Origin of the sequence: Rhizobium favelukesii, assembly GCF_000577275.2 — a bacterium.
GTDB classification, from domain to species: Bacteria; Pseudomonadota; Alphaproteobacteria; order Rhizobiales; family Rhizobiaceae; genus Rhizobium; species Rhizobium favelukesii.
Genome location: NZ_HG916852.1, coordinates 282366 through 299645 on the forward strand (window position 1 = coordinate 282366; position 17280 = coordinate 299645).

Consider the following 17280-nt stretch of genomic DNA (forward strand, 5'->3'; position numbering starts at 1 on the left):
ATACCGCCTGACAATCCACATCCACCAACACCACCGCCTGCCCATTCCCACCCGAGCCATGCCGTCGTGGAGATCTCTCCGGCGCGAGGTTTTCTGTTGTCTGCGGCAGCCGTATCAGGGGCTGCCGCAAACGAAGCGATCACTCGCTCTCGCCGCTGCGCGCAGTCACGATCTCTCTTTTGCCGACATGATTTGCCGGGCCGACGAGGCCTTCCTTCTCCATGCGTTCGACAAGCGAAGCTGCGCGGTTGTAGCCAATACCGAGACGGCGCTGAATGTAGGAGGTCGAGCACTTCTTATCGCGCAGGACGACCTTGACGGCCTTGTCGTAGAGATCGTTGCCGTCCTCGGCCGCCATGTCGCCCTTGTCGAAGACGGCGCTGTCCTCGTCGTCGACCTCTTCCTCTTCGTCTGCCGTGACGGTGTCGAGATATTCCGGCCGACCCTGCGTCTTCAGATGCGCGACGACCTTCTCCACTTCGGTATCCGAAACGAACGGCCCGTGCACGCGGGCAATACGCCCGCCGCCCTGCATATGAAGCATGTCGCCCTGACCGAGCAGCTGCTCCGCGCCCTGTTCGCCAAGGATAGTGCGGCTGTCGATCTTCGACGTCACCTGGAAGGAGATGCGTGTCGGGAAGTTCGCCTTGATGGTGCCGGTGATGACATCGACGGACGGACGCTGAGTGGCCATGATCAGGTGGATGCCGGCGGCGCGCGCCATCTGCGCCAGGCGCTGGATCGCCCCTTCGATTTCCTTGCCGGCGACCATCATCAGATCGGCCATCTCGTCGACGATGACGACGATGTATGGCATCGGCGTCAGGTCCATTTCCTGTTGCTCTTCGATCGGCGCACCGGTGCTCCTGTCGAAGCCGGTCTGGATCATGACGTGGATGGTCTCGCCCTTGTCGCGTGCCTGCGCCACGCGGCTGTTGTAGCCGTCGATGTTGCGCACGCCGAGGCGCGACATTTTGCGATAGCGATCCTCCATCTCGCGCACCGCCCACTTCAGCGCCATGACCGCCTTCTTGGGGTCGGTGACAACAGGCGTCAGCAAATGCGGGATACCGTCGTAGACGGAGAGTTCGAGCATCTTTGGATCGACCATGATCAGGCGGCATTGCTCCGGCGACATCCGGTAGAGCAGCGACAGGATCATCGTGTTGATGGCGACGGACTTGCCCGAGCCCGTCGTGCCGGCGACGAGCAGGTGTGGCATCTTCGCGAGCTCGGCGATCACGGGCTCGCCGCCGATCGTCTTGCCGAGGCCGAGCGCCAGCTTGTAGCCGCTCTTCTCGAAATCCTGGCTCTCGATCATCTCGCGGAAATAGACGGTTTCGCGCAGCACGTTCGGCAGTTCGATGCCGATGACATTGCGGCCGGGGACCACCGCAACGCGTGCAGAGAGCGCCGACATCGAACGGGCGATATCGTCGGCCAGGCCGATGACGCGTGAGGATTTGACGCCCGGCGCCGGCTCGAACTCATAAAGCGTGACGACGGGACCGGGGCGGACATGGATGATCTCGCCCTTGATGCCGAAATCCTCAAGCACGCTCTCGAGAAGACCGGCATTCTGCTCCAGCGTCTCCTGCGACATGATCTCGCCAACCCGTTCCGGCGGCTCCTGCAGCAGTGAATGCGATGGGAATTCATAACCGGAGGCATCGATCCTGGAGGGGACAATCTTCTGCGCAGCAAAACGCGGTGCGGGCGCAAGCGGCTGCGGCGCCTGTGTGCGGACCGGCACCGGAGCGATGGGCTGCGTTTTCGGCTGGGCCGCCGACGCTTCCTCGACATGGGGCTGCGTTGCGCGGTTGCGTGTCAAAGCAGGGGCTGGCGCAGCCGGGGCCGGGATGATTGGCGACGGAGCTGGCGCCTGTGCAACAGCTGCTGCGGGCCGTTGGCGGCCAGGCTGCCATTCCAAGATCCGGAACCGGCTGATGATCGATTCCGGACTGACCTCGGGCCTCGGCAGGGAAACCTGAGGAAGCAAGATCGGTTCGGCCGGAGCTTCTTCGAAGGCCATGACTTCCCAGAATGCGAAGTCCGAGATGGACGCCAGTTCGGTGGATGCGCGGATATGCGTTTCAGCATCGGGCTCGACCAAAATCGCCGGCGGCGCAGTTGCAGCCTGCGGCATCTCAATCACGGCCGAGGTCTCCGGTTCGTAAACGTCGAACGGAACGTTGACGACGACCGGTACCGGCGGCTGTGCGCTGACACAGATGTCTGCCGCAACGTGTTCCTGTGTCGCAAGAGGCGGCGTGTGAACCGGGAGGACCGGCACGCGTTTAGGATTGATCAGATTCTCGGGCGTGCGGGTGAACCGCACGTTCGGAGCCAGTGAAAAATTGCTCTGCCAGATTGGTGCCGTAGGCTTCTCGCCCGCGTGTTCCTGCAGCTGTTCACCTTCGACTTCCGTGGAAATATCCTCGGCCCCTGTCAGATTGGTTCTAGGAAAGCGCATACGACCGCTACTCACTCATGATTAGCAACTATTACCCGCTTCCGGATTAGGAAAGGAAGGTTAATAAGTTCCTTCTGCCTGCGCGGTGTTCCGGCGGAAAAGTACAAGAAAAATGTTTTATATCAATGGCTTGCAAGGTAATGAAAATTTTAATGGATTTTCGACGAAGCGCTCAGTGCGCTTCGTCCCAGTTGGTCGCCGACCGCGCATCGACCTTCAGCGGCACGCGCATTTCAAGCGCCGGCATAGTGGCATTTTCCATGACCGAAACGATGATCGGCGTTGCCTTTTCGACGTCGGCATCCTCGACCTCGAAGATCAATTCGTCATGCACCTGCAAGAGCATGCGGACGCGGTCGCCAAGTCCCGCCTCCGCCAGCGCCGGCTCCATCTTGATCATCGCCCGGCGGATAATGTCCGCGGCCGATCCCTGGATCGGGGCGTTGATGGCCGCACGTTCGTTGAAGGCGCGCACCGACGGATTGGAAGAGCGAATCTCCGGATAGTTGATTCGCCGCCCGAAGATCGTTTCGACGTAGCCCTTGTCGCGTGCCATTTGCTTTCGGCTGTCCATGTAATCACGGATGCCGGGGAAGCGCTCGAAGTACTTCTTGATATAGTCGCCCGCTTCCGAGCGTTCGATCGACAGCTGATTGGCAAGACCGAAGGCGGAAATGCCGTAGATGATGCCGAAGTTGATTGCCTTCGCTCGACGCCGCACCTCGGACGGCATGCCCTCGACTGGTACGCTGAACATCTCCGATGCGGTCATGGCATGAATATCGACGCCGTCAGCAAAGGCCTGCGTCAGCTGCGGAATCTCGGCGACGTGCGCGAGCACGCGCAGCTCGATTTGGCTATAGTCGGCCGAGATCAGCTTGTGGCCCGGTGTCGAAATGAAGGCGGTGCGGATCTTGCGACCTTCCGCCGTGCGAACGGGGATGTTTTGCAGGTTCGGTTCTGAGGACGAGAGACGGCCGGTCGTCGTCGATGCCAGTGAATACGAGGTGTGAACCCGCTTCGTCTCGGGATGGATGTATCCCGGCAGCGCATCCGTGTAGGTCGACTTCAGCTTGGTCAGCTGGCGCCAGTCGACGATCTTGCGTGGCAACTCGAAGCCTGCGGCTGCGAGGTCTTCCAAGACGCTTGCCGATGTGGACCACTGGCCGGTCTTCGTCTTGCTGCCGCCGGCGAGCCCCATCTTGCCGAACAGGATGTCGCCCAGCTGCTTCGGCGAGCCGATGGTAAAGCGCCCACCTGCAAGCTTGTAAATCTCATCCTCCAATGCGGCGGCGCCCTGTGCGAGGTCGCCGGACAGACGCGACAGAATTTGCCTGTCGACGGTGACGCCGCGCGCTTCCATGTGCGCCAGAACAGGAAGCAACGGCCGCTCAAGGCGCTCGTAGACCGTGGTCAGCTTTTCGGCGGCAAGGCGCGGCTTCAGAACGAGCCAGAGCCGCAATGTGATGTCGGCATCTTCGGCGGCATAGTGCGTGGCGCGGTCGATGTCGACGAGGTCGAATGTAATGTTCGACTTACCACTGCCGGCCACGTCCTTATAGGCAATCGGGGTGTGGCCGAGGAACTTCTCCGACAGCGGATCCATTCCGTGCGCGCCGGTTCCAGCGTCCAGCACGTAGGAAATGAGCATCGTATCGTCAAAGTTCTTCGTTTCGACGCCGTAACGCTTCATCAGCAGGTAGTCGTATTTGAGGTTCTGGGCGACCTTCAGGATCGACTCGTCTTCCAGCAGTGCCTTCAGTCGGGGAAGGGCATCGCGCATCGGAATCTGATTGTCGGCAAGTCCGCCGCCGAGCAGATCGCCGATGCCTGTCTTGTGGCCGATCGGAACATAGGCGGCGCGGATGCTGGTGCCGGTGGGATCCTTGTCGTTTTCGGCAATCGCCATCGAAAATCCGACGAGCTCGGCCTGCATCGCATCGAGCGACGTGGTTTCGGTATCGAAGGCAACCAGTCCCGTGTCGCGCGCATCGGCAATCCATTTGTCGAGCGTCGCGACATCGCGGATGGTGGCGTAGCGCGAATGGTCGAAGGGCAGGGACGCGAACGCTTCGGCGCGCGCCTTGGCAAGATCGCCTGGCAGGAAAGTGCCTTCACGACCGTTTGCGCCATTCGCTTTCGCGGGAACGGGCACCGACTCGCCGGCGACGTCGGGAATGCCGCCGGCAACCGGCTCCGGCTGGGCGATGTCGAGATCGGGGCCGCGTGCCGCGGCACCCCACTCCACCGGAACGTCGATGGCGTCGATGGCGCTGGCATCACAATCGCAGGCGTCAGCCACGCGCCGCGTCAGCGATGTGAACTGCATTGCCTTCAGGAAGCCGATCAGCTTCGGCCCGTTCTGCGGCTCCAGGATGAGCGCTTCCAGCCCGAGCTCCAGCGGCACGTCCGTGCGCAACCGCACCAGCTCACGCGACAGGCGGGCCTTATCGGCGTTTTCGATGATCGCCTGGCGGCGCTTTTCCTGCTTGATCTCCGTCGCACGCTCCAAAAGCGTGTCGAGGTCGCCATACTCAGCCAGAAGCTGCGCAGCTGTCTTAGGGCCGATGCCGGGGATGCCCGGTACGTTGTCGACCGAGTCGCCGGTCATCGCCTGAAGATCGATCATCTTCTCGGGCGCCACGCCCCATTTTTCGATGACATCGGGAACGGCGATCTGCTTGTCCTTCATGCTGTCGTACATGTGGACGTTCGGCGTGACGAGTTGCATCAGATCCTTGTCCGAGGACACGATGGTCACGTCGGCGCCGACCGCTTCGGCCTGGCGAGCATAGGTCGCGATGATGTCGTCGGCCTCGAAACCTTCGGTCTCGATGCACGGCAGGTTGAAGGCGCGCGTCGCGTGGCGGATGAGGCCGAACTGAGGAATGAGTTCATCGGGTGGCGTCGAGCGGTTTGCCTTGTAGGCGTCGTAGAGATCCTTGCGGAACGTCTTTGCCGAATAATCGAAGATGACGGCCAGATGCGTTGGGGTCACGCCAACCGATGTGTCGCGCGCATCGGTCAGGAGTTTCCACAGCATGTTGCAGAATCCCGACACCGCGCCCACCGGCAAACCGTCGGACTTGCGGGTCAGGGGCGGGAGTGCGTGAAAGGCTCGAAAGATGAAACCGGAGCCGTCGACAAGGAAAAGATGATCGCCTTTTTTCATGGCGTCATGGATAGCGCGGCCACCCCGGAAGGTCCATATAAAGTTCCGAGGCGAAAAGATTCTGCCTCACCAAACTGTTACTAATTTGTAATAGTCAATCTTTAGCTTTCCCTTGAAAAGCCACATTCGCGATCACAAATGATTACTACCGGCGTTTGATCGTGTTGATCGCGTCGAGGGTCTGATAGCTGGCTTGTCCCCCGCCGCATCGGACTTGGACAAAGGCCTTATCCCCTCTCCGGGCCTTTGTCCCCATTTTAGAGCCGCCATAGCCACACCTCCAGGCTATGGCGGCTTTGTTTTTCTGCTCTATCTTCCGACCGACAGCCTGCGATGAAAGTATTTGTGGTACATCGCATGCGATTTGTTGAATTGTTTTGTCGAGTATTTTGCGCCTAACTGAGAAAATGGGAATTAATCGTATGGACTCGGGAGCCTATCTTGCCAGCCAGCTGGCCAAGGGCTTCGCTCGTTCGCTGCAGCAGCGCGCGGCGAGGCTCGGCTTTTCGCCAGGGCAATTCCCGGTTCTTCTCGAACTCTGGGCCGAAGACGGGCTCACGCAGAAGCAGTTGCTGGCTCGCGTCGATATCGAACAGGCGACCATGGCGAACACGCTTGCACGCATGGCGCGCGACGGGCTGATCGATCGCCGTCCGCATCCGTCCGACAAGCGCGCCCAGCTGATCTTCCTCACGGACAAGGCCAAGGGCATGGAAGACGACGCGATCGAGGCGGCGCGTGAAGCCGACCTCGCGCTCTTTCAGGGCTTCAAAAGCTTCGAACGCGAATTGACCCTCGAATATATCCGCCGTCTTCTAGACAATGCCAAGAAGCTCTGAGTTGGCGCAATTCCGCTGGTGTTATGGTCGTCGCGTTGCAAGGGCGGTCAAACCCGTCTCCGCGCACTGAAAGAAAGTTCTCGCGCGAGCCAGCTTCACGCTCGGTTCGATATCAGGCTTGCCGAGAAGCAGACCCTGCAACTGTTCGCAGCCTTCCTCGATAACGATCTGGCGCTGGAGTTCCGTTTCGACACCTTCGGTCACGACCTGAATCCCCAGGCTGTGACCAAGGCCGATGATGGCACGTACGATGGAACGGGCGGCCGCATCGTGCTCGAGGATGCCTGTGAAGCTCCGGTCCACCTTGATCTTGTCGAAGGGCAGGGCACGCAGGTTCGAAAGTGACGAGAAGCCCGTTCCGAAGTCGTCCATGACGATGCGTGCCAAGCCCGTGCAGACGCATCAGCGTTGCGATGACATTGCTTCGGTCGCGCACGAATGCAGCCTCGGTCATTTCCGGCTCCAGCCTGTGAGGCGCCAGATCTCCTCGAGGATTGCTGCGACCCGTTCGCAGAGGTTCGGAAGCATGAACTGCACCGGCGAGACGTTGACGGCGATCGACAGCGGCTGCGGCCAGCGCGCCGCTTCGGTACAGGCCTGGCGCAGCACCCATTCACCCAGCTGCACGATCACGCCGCTTTCCTAGGCAATGCTGATGAAAACCTCGGGCTCACTCATGCCGTGCCCCAGCCGGTTCCACCGCATCAGCGCTTCATAGCCGTTGATTGAGCCGGTTCTGCTGTCGAGAATCGGCTGGTCATTCACGGATAGCTGGCTGCGCGTCGTCGCGTGCCGCAACTCGGCCTCGATCTGCCGACGGGCGCGGACAGCCCCGTCCATCTCCGCGTCGAGGAAGCAGGCCTTGCTGCGACCAGCATGCTTGGCGCGGTAAAGTGCAGTGTCGGCATTGTCGCTCAGCTGCTGTGCGGTGCTCCCATCCGTGGGATAGATCGCAATGCCGACGCTGGCGCCGACGGCCGTCGGATCGCGGGCGATGTCCATTTCGGCCGCCAGACCGCCAAGGATGAGATCGGCGAGCCTGCGCGCCGCGTCCGGCTGCTGCTTGCCCGTCTGGATGATCGCAAACTCGTTGCCGCCCAGACGGGCAACGGTATCGCCTTCGCCTGCCACGCGCTGCAGGATCGCCGAGGCCTTGCAGAGGATCCGGTCGCCTTCGGCGTGTCCAAAGATGTCGTTGACGGCATTGAAACGGTCGAGGTCCAAACAGAAAACGGCAATCTGCGTGCGCTTGCGCTGTGCCAATTGAAGCGCATGCCGGATACGTGTGTCGAATAGCGAGCGGTTCGGCAATCCGGTCAAAACATCGTGCTGCGCCAGATGTTCGATCATTTTCTCGGCGCGCTTGCGCTCGGTCAGATCGCGAAGCACGAGAACCTCGCAGTTGCGTCCGCGGTAGACCATACGGGGGGCCATGGTTTCCACCGGAATCTCGCGTTCGTCCCTGGTGGTCAGCAGCGTTTCCTGATGGGAGATCGTTGCACGCCCATCCATGCTCATCAGCAAGGAGGTCGCATCAGTCCCGACCAATTCGACCAGTTGCCAGCCTGACATTTCCTGGAAGCGCTCATTGGCGTCGACGATTCTCCCTTCGCGCAGGATGAACAGTCCTTTCGACGCGTTTGCAAGGCCTCGGAGATCGGTCAGATGGCTCTCCAGGAACGCTCCGACGAGCGCAACCAGGATCAGGGCTGTCGATACTGCCATGATGATTGCGGCGAGTGTCTTTGGCTCAACAACCGTTGCCGTCACGTCTCGCCCAGCCTGCGGAACGAGAGCTATAGTGCTCATGGATGTGAAATGCATCGCGGCGATGGCGAGCACCATGGCGATCGCCGACACGCGCAGTCGCTTCGCGCCGGTCAGTTTCTTGAAAGAGAGAAAGGCAAGGCTGGAAAGCACGGCACCTATCGAGAGAGCAACGAGTGTTGTAGACGATGTCGACCTGTGCCTCGATCGCCTCCATCCCCGTCAGGTGCATCGACCCGATGCCCAGCGCCATCAAGACTCCACCCGAGACGAAAGAATAATCGCTCGCTTCCTCGGAGGCGACAAGAATCGCCAACCAGGAAACGCATATGGCGAACACGACGGAGAGCGCCGTCAGGCCGAGCCCGGAGGTGATCGTAAAGCCACCATCGTAGGCGAGCATTGAGATGAAATGTGTGGCCCAGATGCCGACGCCGCAGGCAAATGCCGAAGCCATGATCCAGTTTCGTTGCTGCCCAAGATCGCATTCACGGGCGCGAGACAGAAGCAGTATCGAGGCAAGGTTGCCGATTAGGCAAACGACGACGGCGGCAATGATCACGCGCCAGTCATGGTTGTCGCCAATGCAGGTGACCACAGAGAACATATCTCACTTCGAACAACGATTGGCGACAGATTATTTAGGCTCTCCTGGATTACTGTAAATTGTATCTGCGATTTCATACCCTCATCTTCCGGTATCCCTGAGCTTTGTTCTTTTTCAACCGACACTTTTTTGCCCGGTCTTTTTCGCCTCGAAAGCGATCGACCTTTGGTCTATCGTCCCGCGGAATTTCGAAAGGAGTCGGAAATGACCGAGGTTATGCCAGTGCTTTCGCGCGCGGACCAGAATTTGCCATCAAGCCTCGACAAGCTGTTCGAACTCTTGCGGATCAAATCCATCTCAACCGACCCGGCCTACAGGGCCGAGTGCCGCAAGGCGGCCGAATGGCTGGTTTCCTATCTCAAGACGCTTGGGTTCGATGCTTCTGTGCGCGACACGCCCGGTCATCCCATGGTTGTCGCCCATCACGCCGCTGCGAGCGCCGACGCGCCGCATGTGCTGTTTTATGGTCACTACGACGTGCAGCCGGTCGATCCCATCGAACTCTGGGAGAACGACCCTTTCGAGCCGTCGATCAAAGATCTCGGCAACGGCCGGAAGATCCTCACCGGTCGCGGTACCGCCGACGACAAGGGCCAGTTGATGACCTTCGTCGAGGCCTGCCGTGCATATAAGGAAATCAATGGTGGGTTGCCCTGCCGCATCACCATCCTCTTCGAGGGCGAAGAGGAATCGGGTTCGCCTTCGCTGAAGCCATTCCTTGACGCCAACGCCGTGGAATTGAAGGCGGACTACGCACTCGTTTGCGACACCGGCATGTGGGATCGTGATACACCGGCGATTGCCGCAGCGCTTCGTGGTCTTGTCGGGGAGGAGGTCGTCTTAACCGCGGCCGATCGCGATCTGCATTCCGGCCTCTTCGGCGGTGCGGCGGCAAACCCGATTCACATCCTGACTGCCGCGCTTGCCGGGCTGCATGATGAAACCGGCCGCATCACCCTTGAAGGCTTCTATGACGGCGTCGAGGAAACCCCGGCCAATATCAAGGCATCCTGGGAAACTCTCGGCAAGACGGCGGAGACCTTCCTCGGCGAGGTCGGTCTGTCGATCCCCTCTGGCGAAAAGGGCCGGTCGGTCCTTGAGCTGACATGGGCGCGTCCGACCGCCGAGATCAACGGCATCTGGGGCGGCTATACGGGCGAGGGCTTCAAGACGGTGATTGCAGCCAAGGCCTCTGCCAAGGTTTCCTTTCGCCTCGTCGGCGCGCAGGATCCGGATGCTGTCCGGGAAAGCTTCCGCCGCTACATCAGCTCGAAAGTCCCCGCGGATTGCTCGGTCGAGTTCCATCCGCATGGCGGCTCGCCGGCCATCCACCTCTCCTACGATTCTCCGGTGCTGACGAAGGCCAAGAATGCGCTTTCTGACGAGTGGCCGAAGCCTGCCATTGTGATCGGCATGGGCGGATCGATCCCGATCGTCGGCGACTTCCAGAAGATGCTCGGCATGGAGTCGTTGCTCGTCGGCTTCGGTCTCAGCGACGACCGCATCCACTCGCCGAACGAGAAGTACGAACTCGTCTCCTACCATAAGGGTATCCGCTCCTGGATTCGAATCCTGGACGCGCTGGCCAAGTAACGGGCTGGAAAGGCGTTCTCATTCGAACGCCAGAAAAACAAAAAGGCCGGAACAAACCGGCCTTTCGTCATCCGCTCCACTTCGATGCCAGTACATCCGTGGTCAAGGGGGAAGCGAATGTTGCAGCCAAGGTGATCTGGAAAGGTTAACGATTGGTTAACGGCAGCCACGGCCAGATCGATGGAAGCGGCAACGTTGCTTGCGCGCACAGCTTTCCATCAGCTGCAATATGTTGGCCATCATGTCGCAATGCGGCGGCCGTATTTCAAGTAGGGCAATGCATTTCGAGGCTTTCTCTCGTTCAAGTCGGGTTCATCCGAGCGAACTACAAATCATTGAAAGAAAAAGGTGATTGAGGTGAGATCGGCGCGAGGCGGCGAATGCCTAAACCATGCGCGAGATACGCTGGCACCCTTTCGGAAAACGCGGGCAGCACGGTTGCCTGCGTCGTCAAAGGAGTTGAAACGTGAAGTCCATACTGATGCAGGCCGCCGCGGCGGCCGCGCTTTTACTCGCACCGGCGATTGCTGAGGCAGCCGAGGGATTTGCGACAGCCACCGTCAACATGCGCGCCGGACCGAGCACGCAATATCCCGCCGTAACTGTGATTCCCGCCGGCGAATCGGTAGAGATCCATGGTTGCCTCGCGGATGTGCCGTGGTGCGATGTGGAATTCCATGGCGGTCGTGGCTGGGTCGCCGGTCGCTATGTCCAGGCACTCTATCAGAGCCGGCGCGTCTACGTCGGGCCAGAATACTACCGCCCCCTCGGAATTCCGACCGTGGTCTTCAGCGTCGGAAACTACTGGGATCGCAACTACCGCAATCGCGATTTCTATCGCGACCGCGATCGTTGGCGCCGTAACCCCGTCTATGATCGCCCGCCGGCTGTCGTTCGCCCAGTACGCCCCCCGGAATTCGACCGAAATCCTGCACCCGGTCGCCCACGGCCTGATTTTGACCGGGGACCCGACCCGCGGCCGGACTTCGGTCGCGGCCCGGATCGCAGGCCCGACGGAAGCCGCAGGCCGGACCGTCGCCCGGAGCAAGGCTTATCACCTGCTCGGCAACCAGATTTCGACCGCGGCCCCGGCCGTCAGGATTTTCAGGGACGGCCCAATGACAATCGTCGGGACTTCCAGCGACCGCCGCAGCGAAACGATGACGCAAATCAGCGTCGCGGCGGCGATGGCCGTCGTGGGCCGCCTCCTTGCCAGCCGGGTGATCCGGCCTGCGGCAACCAACAGTGATGAATCCGGGCGGTTGCAAGGCCGCCCTTCTTGCAGCCGACATGAGAAGGCCCGGCGCTCTGGGAGAGACGCCGGGCCTGATCGCGATCGGCACGTTTGAGGGGAGACGGCCGACCCGTAGCGAAACGTGTAGGGCGTGTTTCGCTACGGAATTAATTCACTAGTTCGCTAATAGTTCCCTGCTACCAGAGAGAAACGGAGTTCTGCCGATAGACGAGCAGCTCGCGCATCTCTGCGAACGGGCCGTGCAGCATCTTCAGGCGGCTTTCTTCCATCTTTGTCAGCCGGTAGCGGCGCGCAAACTCATGCACGCTCCAGACTTCGCGCAGCTTGAATTCTTCGATATTGCTAATGTCGATGCTCATAAATGCCTACATTTGCGCGCTCTGCGCTAATCCTAGGCGCAATTCGACGTGCTATATGTCAGATTTGTGACGGTAGCAACGAATGGCAGCTATGCCATAAAAGCGTGGCTTGATAAGCTAAATGAAGCAATGCCCGGGCCGAGTGGGCGCCGGGCTTTGCTTATCTTTATCAGCGCCAATCGCCGTCACGTCCACGATCCCATCCGTAGGATCTCTCATAGCGCCAACCATAGCGGGGCGGGGGACCGCGCCATCCATAGCGGCGGTCGTCGCGCCATCCGTAGCGCGGCGGCGGCGGCCGGTTCCAGTTCGGTCGGCAATTTCCCCACCGAGTGAGATGATAGCCGCGACCGCAAGCATAATCGACAAGTACCGTATTCTCGGCCGCAGCGCCGTTTACCGGCGCGACCGGCATCGCTTCAGCCGCGGAAACACCAAATCCACAAATGGCGATCGCGGCTGCAATCATTCTCATACGCATCTCTGCACCTCTGTTATGCAAGTCCCTTGCACGTGGATTAGAGAGCTCGTTGGGTGAACGGGGGCTGAACCAAATTTGACATTGTTGGGGCAATCGTTGGCCCCGTTCTAACCACGTCTTAACCACCCCTTAAATCGCCGCATTTAAAGTTCAACCGACTGGAGAACCGTTTGGCAAAACGCGGTTTCTGCGATGTTGCAGCTTAGAGCGAAGATGGGGTGCACCGGGTACTAGATGGCGGGCGGAGGCAAATCACGCGACAGGATCGAACCGTCTTTCAGCGGCCGCGACGACCGCGACGATGATGACGATTTCTCGCTCGATGCCGACGACCGTGTGGTGCGTGGACGCTCGAGCAAGCGGGTGGCTCCAAAATCGTCTCGCACACGGCAGCCCGAGAGACGCAAGCGCGGCCGCGGGGAACGCGAAGGTGGAAGCTTCTTCGGCTTCATCCGTCGTATTGTCTACTGGTGTATCGTTTTTGGCATCTGGGCCGGCATCGGCATTACCGGCCTCGTCGTCTACTACGGATCGCGCATGCCAAGCGCCAGCACCTGGGCCATTCCCGAGCGCCCCCGAACGTCAAGATCACTGCGGTCGATGGCAGCGTCATCGCCAATCGCGGCACGACAGGCGGCGAAGCGATCGCGCTCGAAGACATGTCGCCATACATTCCCGAAGCGATCGTGGCCATCGAAGACCGCCGCTTCTATTCGCATTTCGGCGTCGACCCGCTTGGCCTCGCACGCGCCTTCGTCACCAACCTGACGACCGGGCACATGGTCCAGGGCGGCTCGACGCTGACGCAGCAGCTTGCAAAGAACCTCTTCCTGTCACCGGACCGCACGCTCGAGCGCAAGGTGCAGGAAGTCCTGCTCGCGCTTTGGCTCGAGCAGAAATATACCAAGGATCAGATCCTTGCCATGTATCTTAATCGCGTCTTTTTCGGATCGAACGCCTATGGCGTCGAAGCTGCCTCGCGCCGCTACTTCAACAAGTCCGCACGTGATGTGAACCTTGGCGAAGCCGCTCTGCTAGCTGGCCTTGTTAAGGCGCCGTCGCGCCTTTCGCCGGCGCGCGATCCGCAAGCGGCGAACGCCCGTGCGCAGGTCGTGCTGCAGACGATGCGGGATCAGGGCTACATCACCGATGACGAAGTGAAGACCGCGATGTCGCAAACGCCGGCCAAGGCGAAGCGCTATTGGTCGGGCGCCGGGCACTATGTGGCGGATATGGTCATGGACCAGCTGCCCGGCCTGATTGGCGACGTCAAGGAGGACATCGTCGTCGATACGACGATCGACAAGACGCTGGAGAAGCGGGCCGAGCAGTCGCTGAACGACGTGTTGGGCAAGGATGGTGCCAAGCTCGACGCCTCGCAGGCTGCGTTGGTCTCACTCGACGGGACCGGCGCTATCCGCGCGCTCGTCGGCGGCAGGGACTATGCCGACAGCCAGTTCAATCGTGCGGTCACGGCCAAGCGGCAGCCGGGTTCATCCTTCAAGCCTTTCGTGTATGCGGCGGCGCTGGAAAAGGGCCTGACGCCGTTCTCCGTATTCAATGACGCGCCGATCCGCATCGGCGATTGGACGCCCGAGAACTACGAGAAGAAGTATAATGGCGAAGTGACACTTGCGACGGCCCTTGCAAAGTCGCTGAACACCGTCGCCGCCCAGCTCGTCATGTATGATGGGCCGGACCAGGTCATCAAGCTGGCACACCGTCTCGGCATCGAATCGGAACTGCAGCCCAATGCCTCTATTGCGCTCGGCACGTCGGAAGTGTCGTTGACCGAGCTCACAGGCGCCTATGCAGCGTTCATGAACGGCGGCTATAAGGCAACGCCGCACGTGATCCGGCGCGTGACGACGGCTGACGGCAGCAAGGTGCTGTATGAGAACACCTACGACAACCCGCCCCGTGTGCTGTCGGAAGCCATTGCCGCCAACATGAATACGATGATGATGGGCGTCATCAACCAGGGAACGGGAAAAAGTGCCAAGCTTTCCGGTTGGCAGGCAGCCGGCAAGACCGGCACCACCCAGAATTCCCGCGACGCGCTGTTCGTTGGCTTCACCAGCAACCTGACCACCGGCGTGTGGTTCGGCAATGACGATGGCAAGCCGATGAAGAAGGTGACAGGCGGCGGGCTGCCGGCCAAGGCATGGCAGGAGTTCATGGTCGCAGCCCACAAAGGTCTGTCGCCGGCACCGCTGTTCGGCAACGGGCAGTTTATGGCAGACCCGGCCAATTCTGGCTTCGGCGATCAGCCGGTGGCGTCTGCCGAGCCCGGTGTGGCGCCGCCGCTTGAGGAGCCGACGACGATTGGCAGCATCCTTTCTGGTGTCTTTGGCGAATCGGCCGATGTGAGCGGGCGTTATCCACAGGCGCCCGACCGGCCAAAACGGCAGCCGATGGCCCCGACCCATGGCGGCCCGATCCCTCCCGCCGATGTCGCTCAGGATGGTGGCTACGGGGACGGCGATGCCCTTCCGCCGGGCGATATTGGCGAGCCTGAACCATCGCCGGGCGGTCGTCCGAGACGGACGACTCTCCTCGACCTGATTATGGGACAATAGTCAACGAGTTTTGGCCAGGAAAACGCGATCGTCCTATGCCCGTCAAAATTAATTGTTGGGCGCTTGTTTTGCCGGTTTTCTGGCTGGTTCTCGCCTTGCAGTCCCGAAAACCGCTCCTTATATACGCGGCATCACCGCAATCACGATTGCGTTAATCTTAAAGACCCATCCCGTAAGGGGCTGTCAGGGAAATGCCTTCTCGGGGTTCCGACAGCTTGCTTCAAGGAGAGAATGACATGGCAAAAGTAATTGGTATCGACCTCGGAACGACAAATTCCTGCGTCGCGGTCATGGACGGCAAAGACGCAAAGGTCATTGAGAATGCGGAAGGTGCGCGTACGACCCCTTCCATGGTGGCATTTTCTGACGATGGCGAACGCCTCGTCGGCCAGCCGGCCAAGCGCCAGGCGGTCACCAACCCCACGAACACCCTCTTCGCAGTAAAGCGCCTGATTGGCCGCCGCTACGAGGATCCGACCGTTGAGAAGGACAAGAGCCTCGTCCCCTTCCATATCGTCAAGGGCGACAATGGCGACGCATGGGTCGAGGCCCAGAGCAAGTCCTATTCTCCGGCACAAATCTCCGCGATGATCCTTCAGAAGATGAAGGAAACCGCCGAATCCTATCTCGGTGAAAAGGTCGAGAAGGCTGTTATCACCGTTCCCGCATACTTCAACGACGCACAGCGCCAGGCAACCAAGGATGCCGGAAAGATCGCTGGCCTCGAAGTTCTGCGCATCATCAACGAGCCGACGGCGGCTGCACTCGCCTACGGTCTCGACAAGAAGGATGGCAAGACGATTGCCGTTTACGATCTTGGTGGCGGTACCTTCGATATCTCGATCCTCGAAATCGGTGACGGCGTCTTCGAAGTGAAGTCGACCAATGGCGATACCTTCCTCGGCGGTGAAGACTTCGACATGCGTCTCGTCGAATATCTCGTTGCCGAGTTCAAGAAGGACAACGGCATCGACCTCAAGGGCGACAAGCTTGCTCTGCAGCGCCTCAAGGAAGCTGCTGAAAAGGCGAAGATCGAACTGTCGTCCGCCCAGCAGACCGAAATCAACCTGCCGTTCATCACGGCTGATGCGACCGGCCCGAAACACCTGACGCTGAAGCTGACGCGCGCCAAGCTCGAAAGCTTGGTTGATGATCTGGTCCAGCGTACGATCGCACCGTGCAAGGCAGCTCTGAAGGATGCAGGTGTCACGCCTGCTGAAATCGATGAAGTCGTTCTCGTTGGCGGCATGAGCCGCATGCCGAAGGTCCAGGAAGTCGTCAAGCAGCTGTTCGGCAAGGAACCCCACAAGGGCGTCAACCCTGACGAAGTCGTGGCACTCGGCGCAGCCATCCAGGCCGGTGTTCTGCAGGGCGACGTCAAGGACGTTCTGCTTCTCGACGTAACCCCGCTGTCCCTCGGTATCGAGACCCTTGGTGGCGTCTTTACGCGTCTGATCGAGCGTAACACCACGATCCCGACGAAGAAGTCGCAGACCTTCTCGACCGCCGACGACAACCAGCAGGCCGTCACCATCCGCGTTTCGCAGGGCGAGCGTGAAATGGCTGCCGACAACAAGCTGCTCGGCCAGTTCGACCTCGTTGGCCTGCCGCCGGCACCGCGTGGCGTTCCGCAGATCGAAGTCACCTTCGATATCGACGCCAACGGCATCGTCCAGGTTTCGGCCAAGGACAAGGGCACCGGCAAGGAACAGCAGATCCGCATCCAGGCCTCGGGTGGTCTCTCCGACGCCGACATCGAGAAGATGGTCAAGGACGCCGAAGCCAATGCTGAAGCCGACAAGAAGCGTCGCGAAGGCGTAGAAGCCAAGAACCAGGCCGAAAGCCTGATTCACTCCACGGAAAAGTCGCTGAAGGATTACGGCGACAAGGTCTCTGAAGCCGACCGCACTGCGATCTCCGACGCGATCGCTGCTCTGAAGTCTGCCGTCGAAGCAACCGAGCCGGATGCTGAAGACATCAAGGCAAAGACCCAGACCCTCATGGAAGTTTCCATGAAGCTCGGTCAGGCGATCTATGAAGCCCAGCAGGCGGAAGCCGGCTCTGCCGACGCTTCGGCGGAAGGCGGCGATGACAATGTCGTCGATGCCGACTACGAAGAAGTCAAGGACGACGACCGCAAGAAGTCCGCTTAAGC

At 60.3% G+C, this 17280-nt stretch carries 8 protein-coding genes and 2 pseudogenes; 5 read left to right on the plus strand and 5 right to left on the minus strand.

Going from position 1 to position 17280, the window contains the following annotated elements; genetic code table 11:
- Window positions 1-139: 139 nt before the first annotated feature.
- Entirely contained in the window at window positions 140-2473 is a 2334-nt protein-coding gene (locus LPU83_RS39695) for a DNA translocase FtsK (protein ID WP_024313473.1), read from the minus strand.
- Window positions 2474-2645: 172 nt separating this feature from the next.
- A complete protein-coding gene (gene polA, locus LPU83_RS39700) occupies window positions 2646-5645 on the minus strand; it encodes a DNA polymerase I (RefSeq protein WP_024313474.1) in 3000 nt (999 codons plus the stop codon).
- Between the two features lie 422 nt (window positions 5646-6067).
- Here polA and LPU83_RS39705 point away from each other — a divergent pair, with 422 nt between their 5' ends.
- Complete coding sequence (locus tag LPU83_RS39705) at window positions 6068-6484, plus strand: MarR family winged helix-turn-helix transcriptional regulator (RefSeq protein WP_016552356.1); 417 nt, start codon at window positions 6068-6070, stop codon at window positions 6482-6484.
- Window positions 6485-6505: 21 nt separating this feature from the next.
- On the opposite strand, the pseudogene LPU83_RS39710 reads toward LPU83_RS39705, so the two are convergent.
- Window positions 6506-8858 (minus strand): annotated as a pseudogene (locus tag LPU83_RS39710) (bifunctional diguanylate cyclase/phosphodiesterase).
- 204 nt (window positions 8859-9062) lie between these two features.
- Between LPU83_RS39710 and LPU83_RS39715 the strand changes: the two are divergent.
- Complete coding sequence (locus LPU83_RS39715; RefSeq protein ID WP_024313475.1) at window positions 9063-10451, plus strand: M20/M25/M40 family metallo-hydrolase; 1389 nt, start codon at window positions 9063-9065, stop codon at window positions 10449-10451.
- Window positions 10452-10917: 466 nt separating this feature from the next.
- A complete protein-coding gene (locus LPU83_RS39720) occupies window positions 10918-11700 on the plus strand; it encodes an SH3 domain-containing protein (protein WP_024313476.1) in 783 nt (260 codons plus the stop codon).
- 182 nt (window positions 11701-11882) lie between these two features.
- Here LPU83_RS39720 and LPU83_RS39725 read toward each other — a convergent pair whose 3' ends face one another.
- Window positions 11883-12065, minus strand: a complete 183-nt coding sequence (locus tag LPU83_RS39725) for a hypothetical protein (RefSeq protein ID WP_024313477.1) — start codon at window positions 12063-12065, stop codon at window positions 11883-11885.
- 169 nt (window positions 12066-12234) lie between these two features.
- The gene (locus tag LPU83_RS39730; protein ID WP_024313478.1) at window positions 12235-12546 is read right to left on the minus strand and encodes a GCG_CRPN prefix-to-repeats domain-containing protein; all 312 of its coding nucleotides are present in this window, start codon (window positions 12544-12546) and stop codon (window positions 12235-12237) included.
- A gap of 234 nt (window positions 12547-12780) precedes the next feature.
- Between LPU83_RS39730 and LPU83_RS39735 the strand changes: the two are divergent.
- Together LPU83_RS39735 and dnaK are read left to right on the plus strand one after the other, a co-directional pair.
- Window positions 12781-15125, plus strand: a pseudogene (locus LPU83_RS39735) (transglycosylase domain-containing protein).
- Window positions 15126-15361: 236 nt separating this feature from the next.
- Window positions 15362-17278 carry a molecular chaperone DnaK gene (gene dnaK, locus LPU83_RS39740; RefSeq protein WP_024313480.1) on the plus strand — a complete coding sequence of 639 codons (1917 nt, stop codon included), beginning with the start codon at window positions 15362-15364 and terminating at the stop codon, window positions 17276-17278.
- The last annotated feature ends 2 nt before the right edge of the window (window positions 17279-17280 follow it).

Coding starts and splice junctions, on each gene's coding strand:
- LPU83_RS39695 (WP_024313473.1), bottom strand. CDS start 2,473: ATGCGCTTTCCTAGAACCAATCTGACAGGGGCCGAGGATATTTCCACG.
- polA (WP_024313474.1), bottom strand. CDS start 5,645: ATGAAAAAAGGCGATCATCTTTTCCTTGTCGACGGCTCCGGTTTCATC.
- LPU83_RS39705 (WP_016552356.1), top strand. CDS start 6,068: ATGGACTCGGGAGCCTATCTTGCCAGCCAGCTGGCCAAGGGCTTCGCT.
- LPU83_RS39715 (WP_024313475.1), top strand. CDS start 9,063: ATGACCGAGGTTATGCCAGTGCTTTCGCGCGCGGACCAGAATTTGCCA.
- LPU83_RS39725 (WP_024313477.1), bottom strand. CDS start 12,065: ATGAGCATCGACATTAGCAATATCGAAGAATTCAAGCTGCGCGAAGTC.
- LPU83_RS39730 (WP_024313478.1), bottom strand. CDS start 12,546: ATGCGTATGAGAATGATTGCAGCCGCGATCGCCATTTGTGGATTTGGT.
- dnaK (WP_024313480.1), top strand. CDS start 15,362: ATGGCAAAAGTAATTGGTATCGACCTCGGAACGACAAATTCCTGCGTC.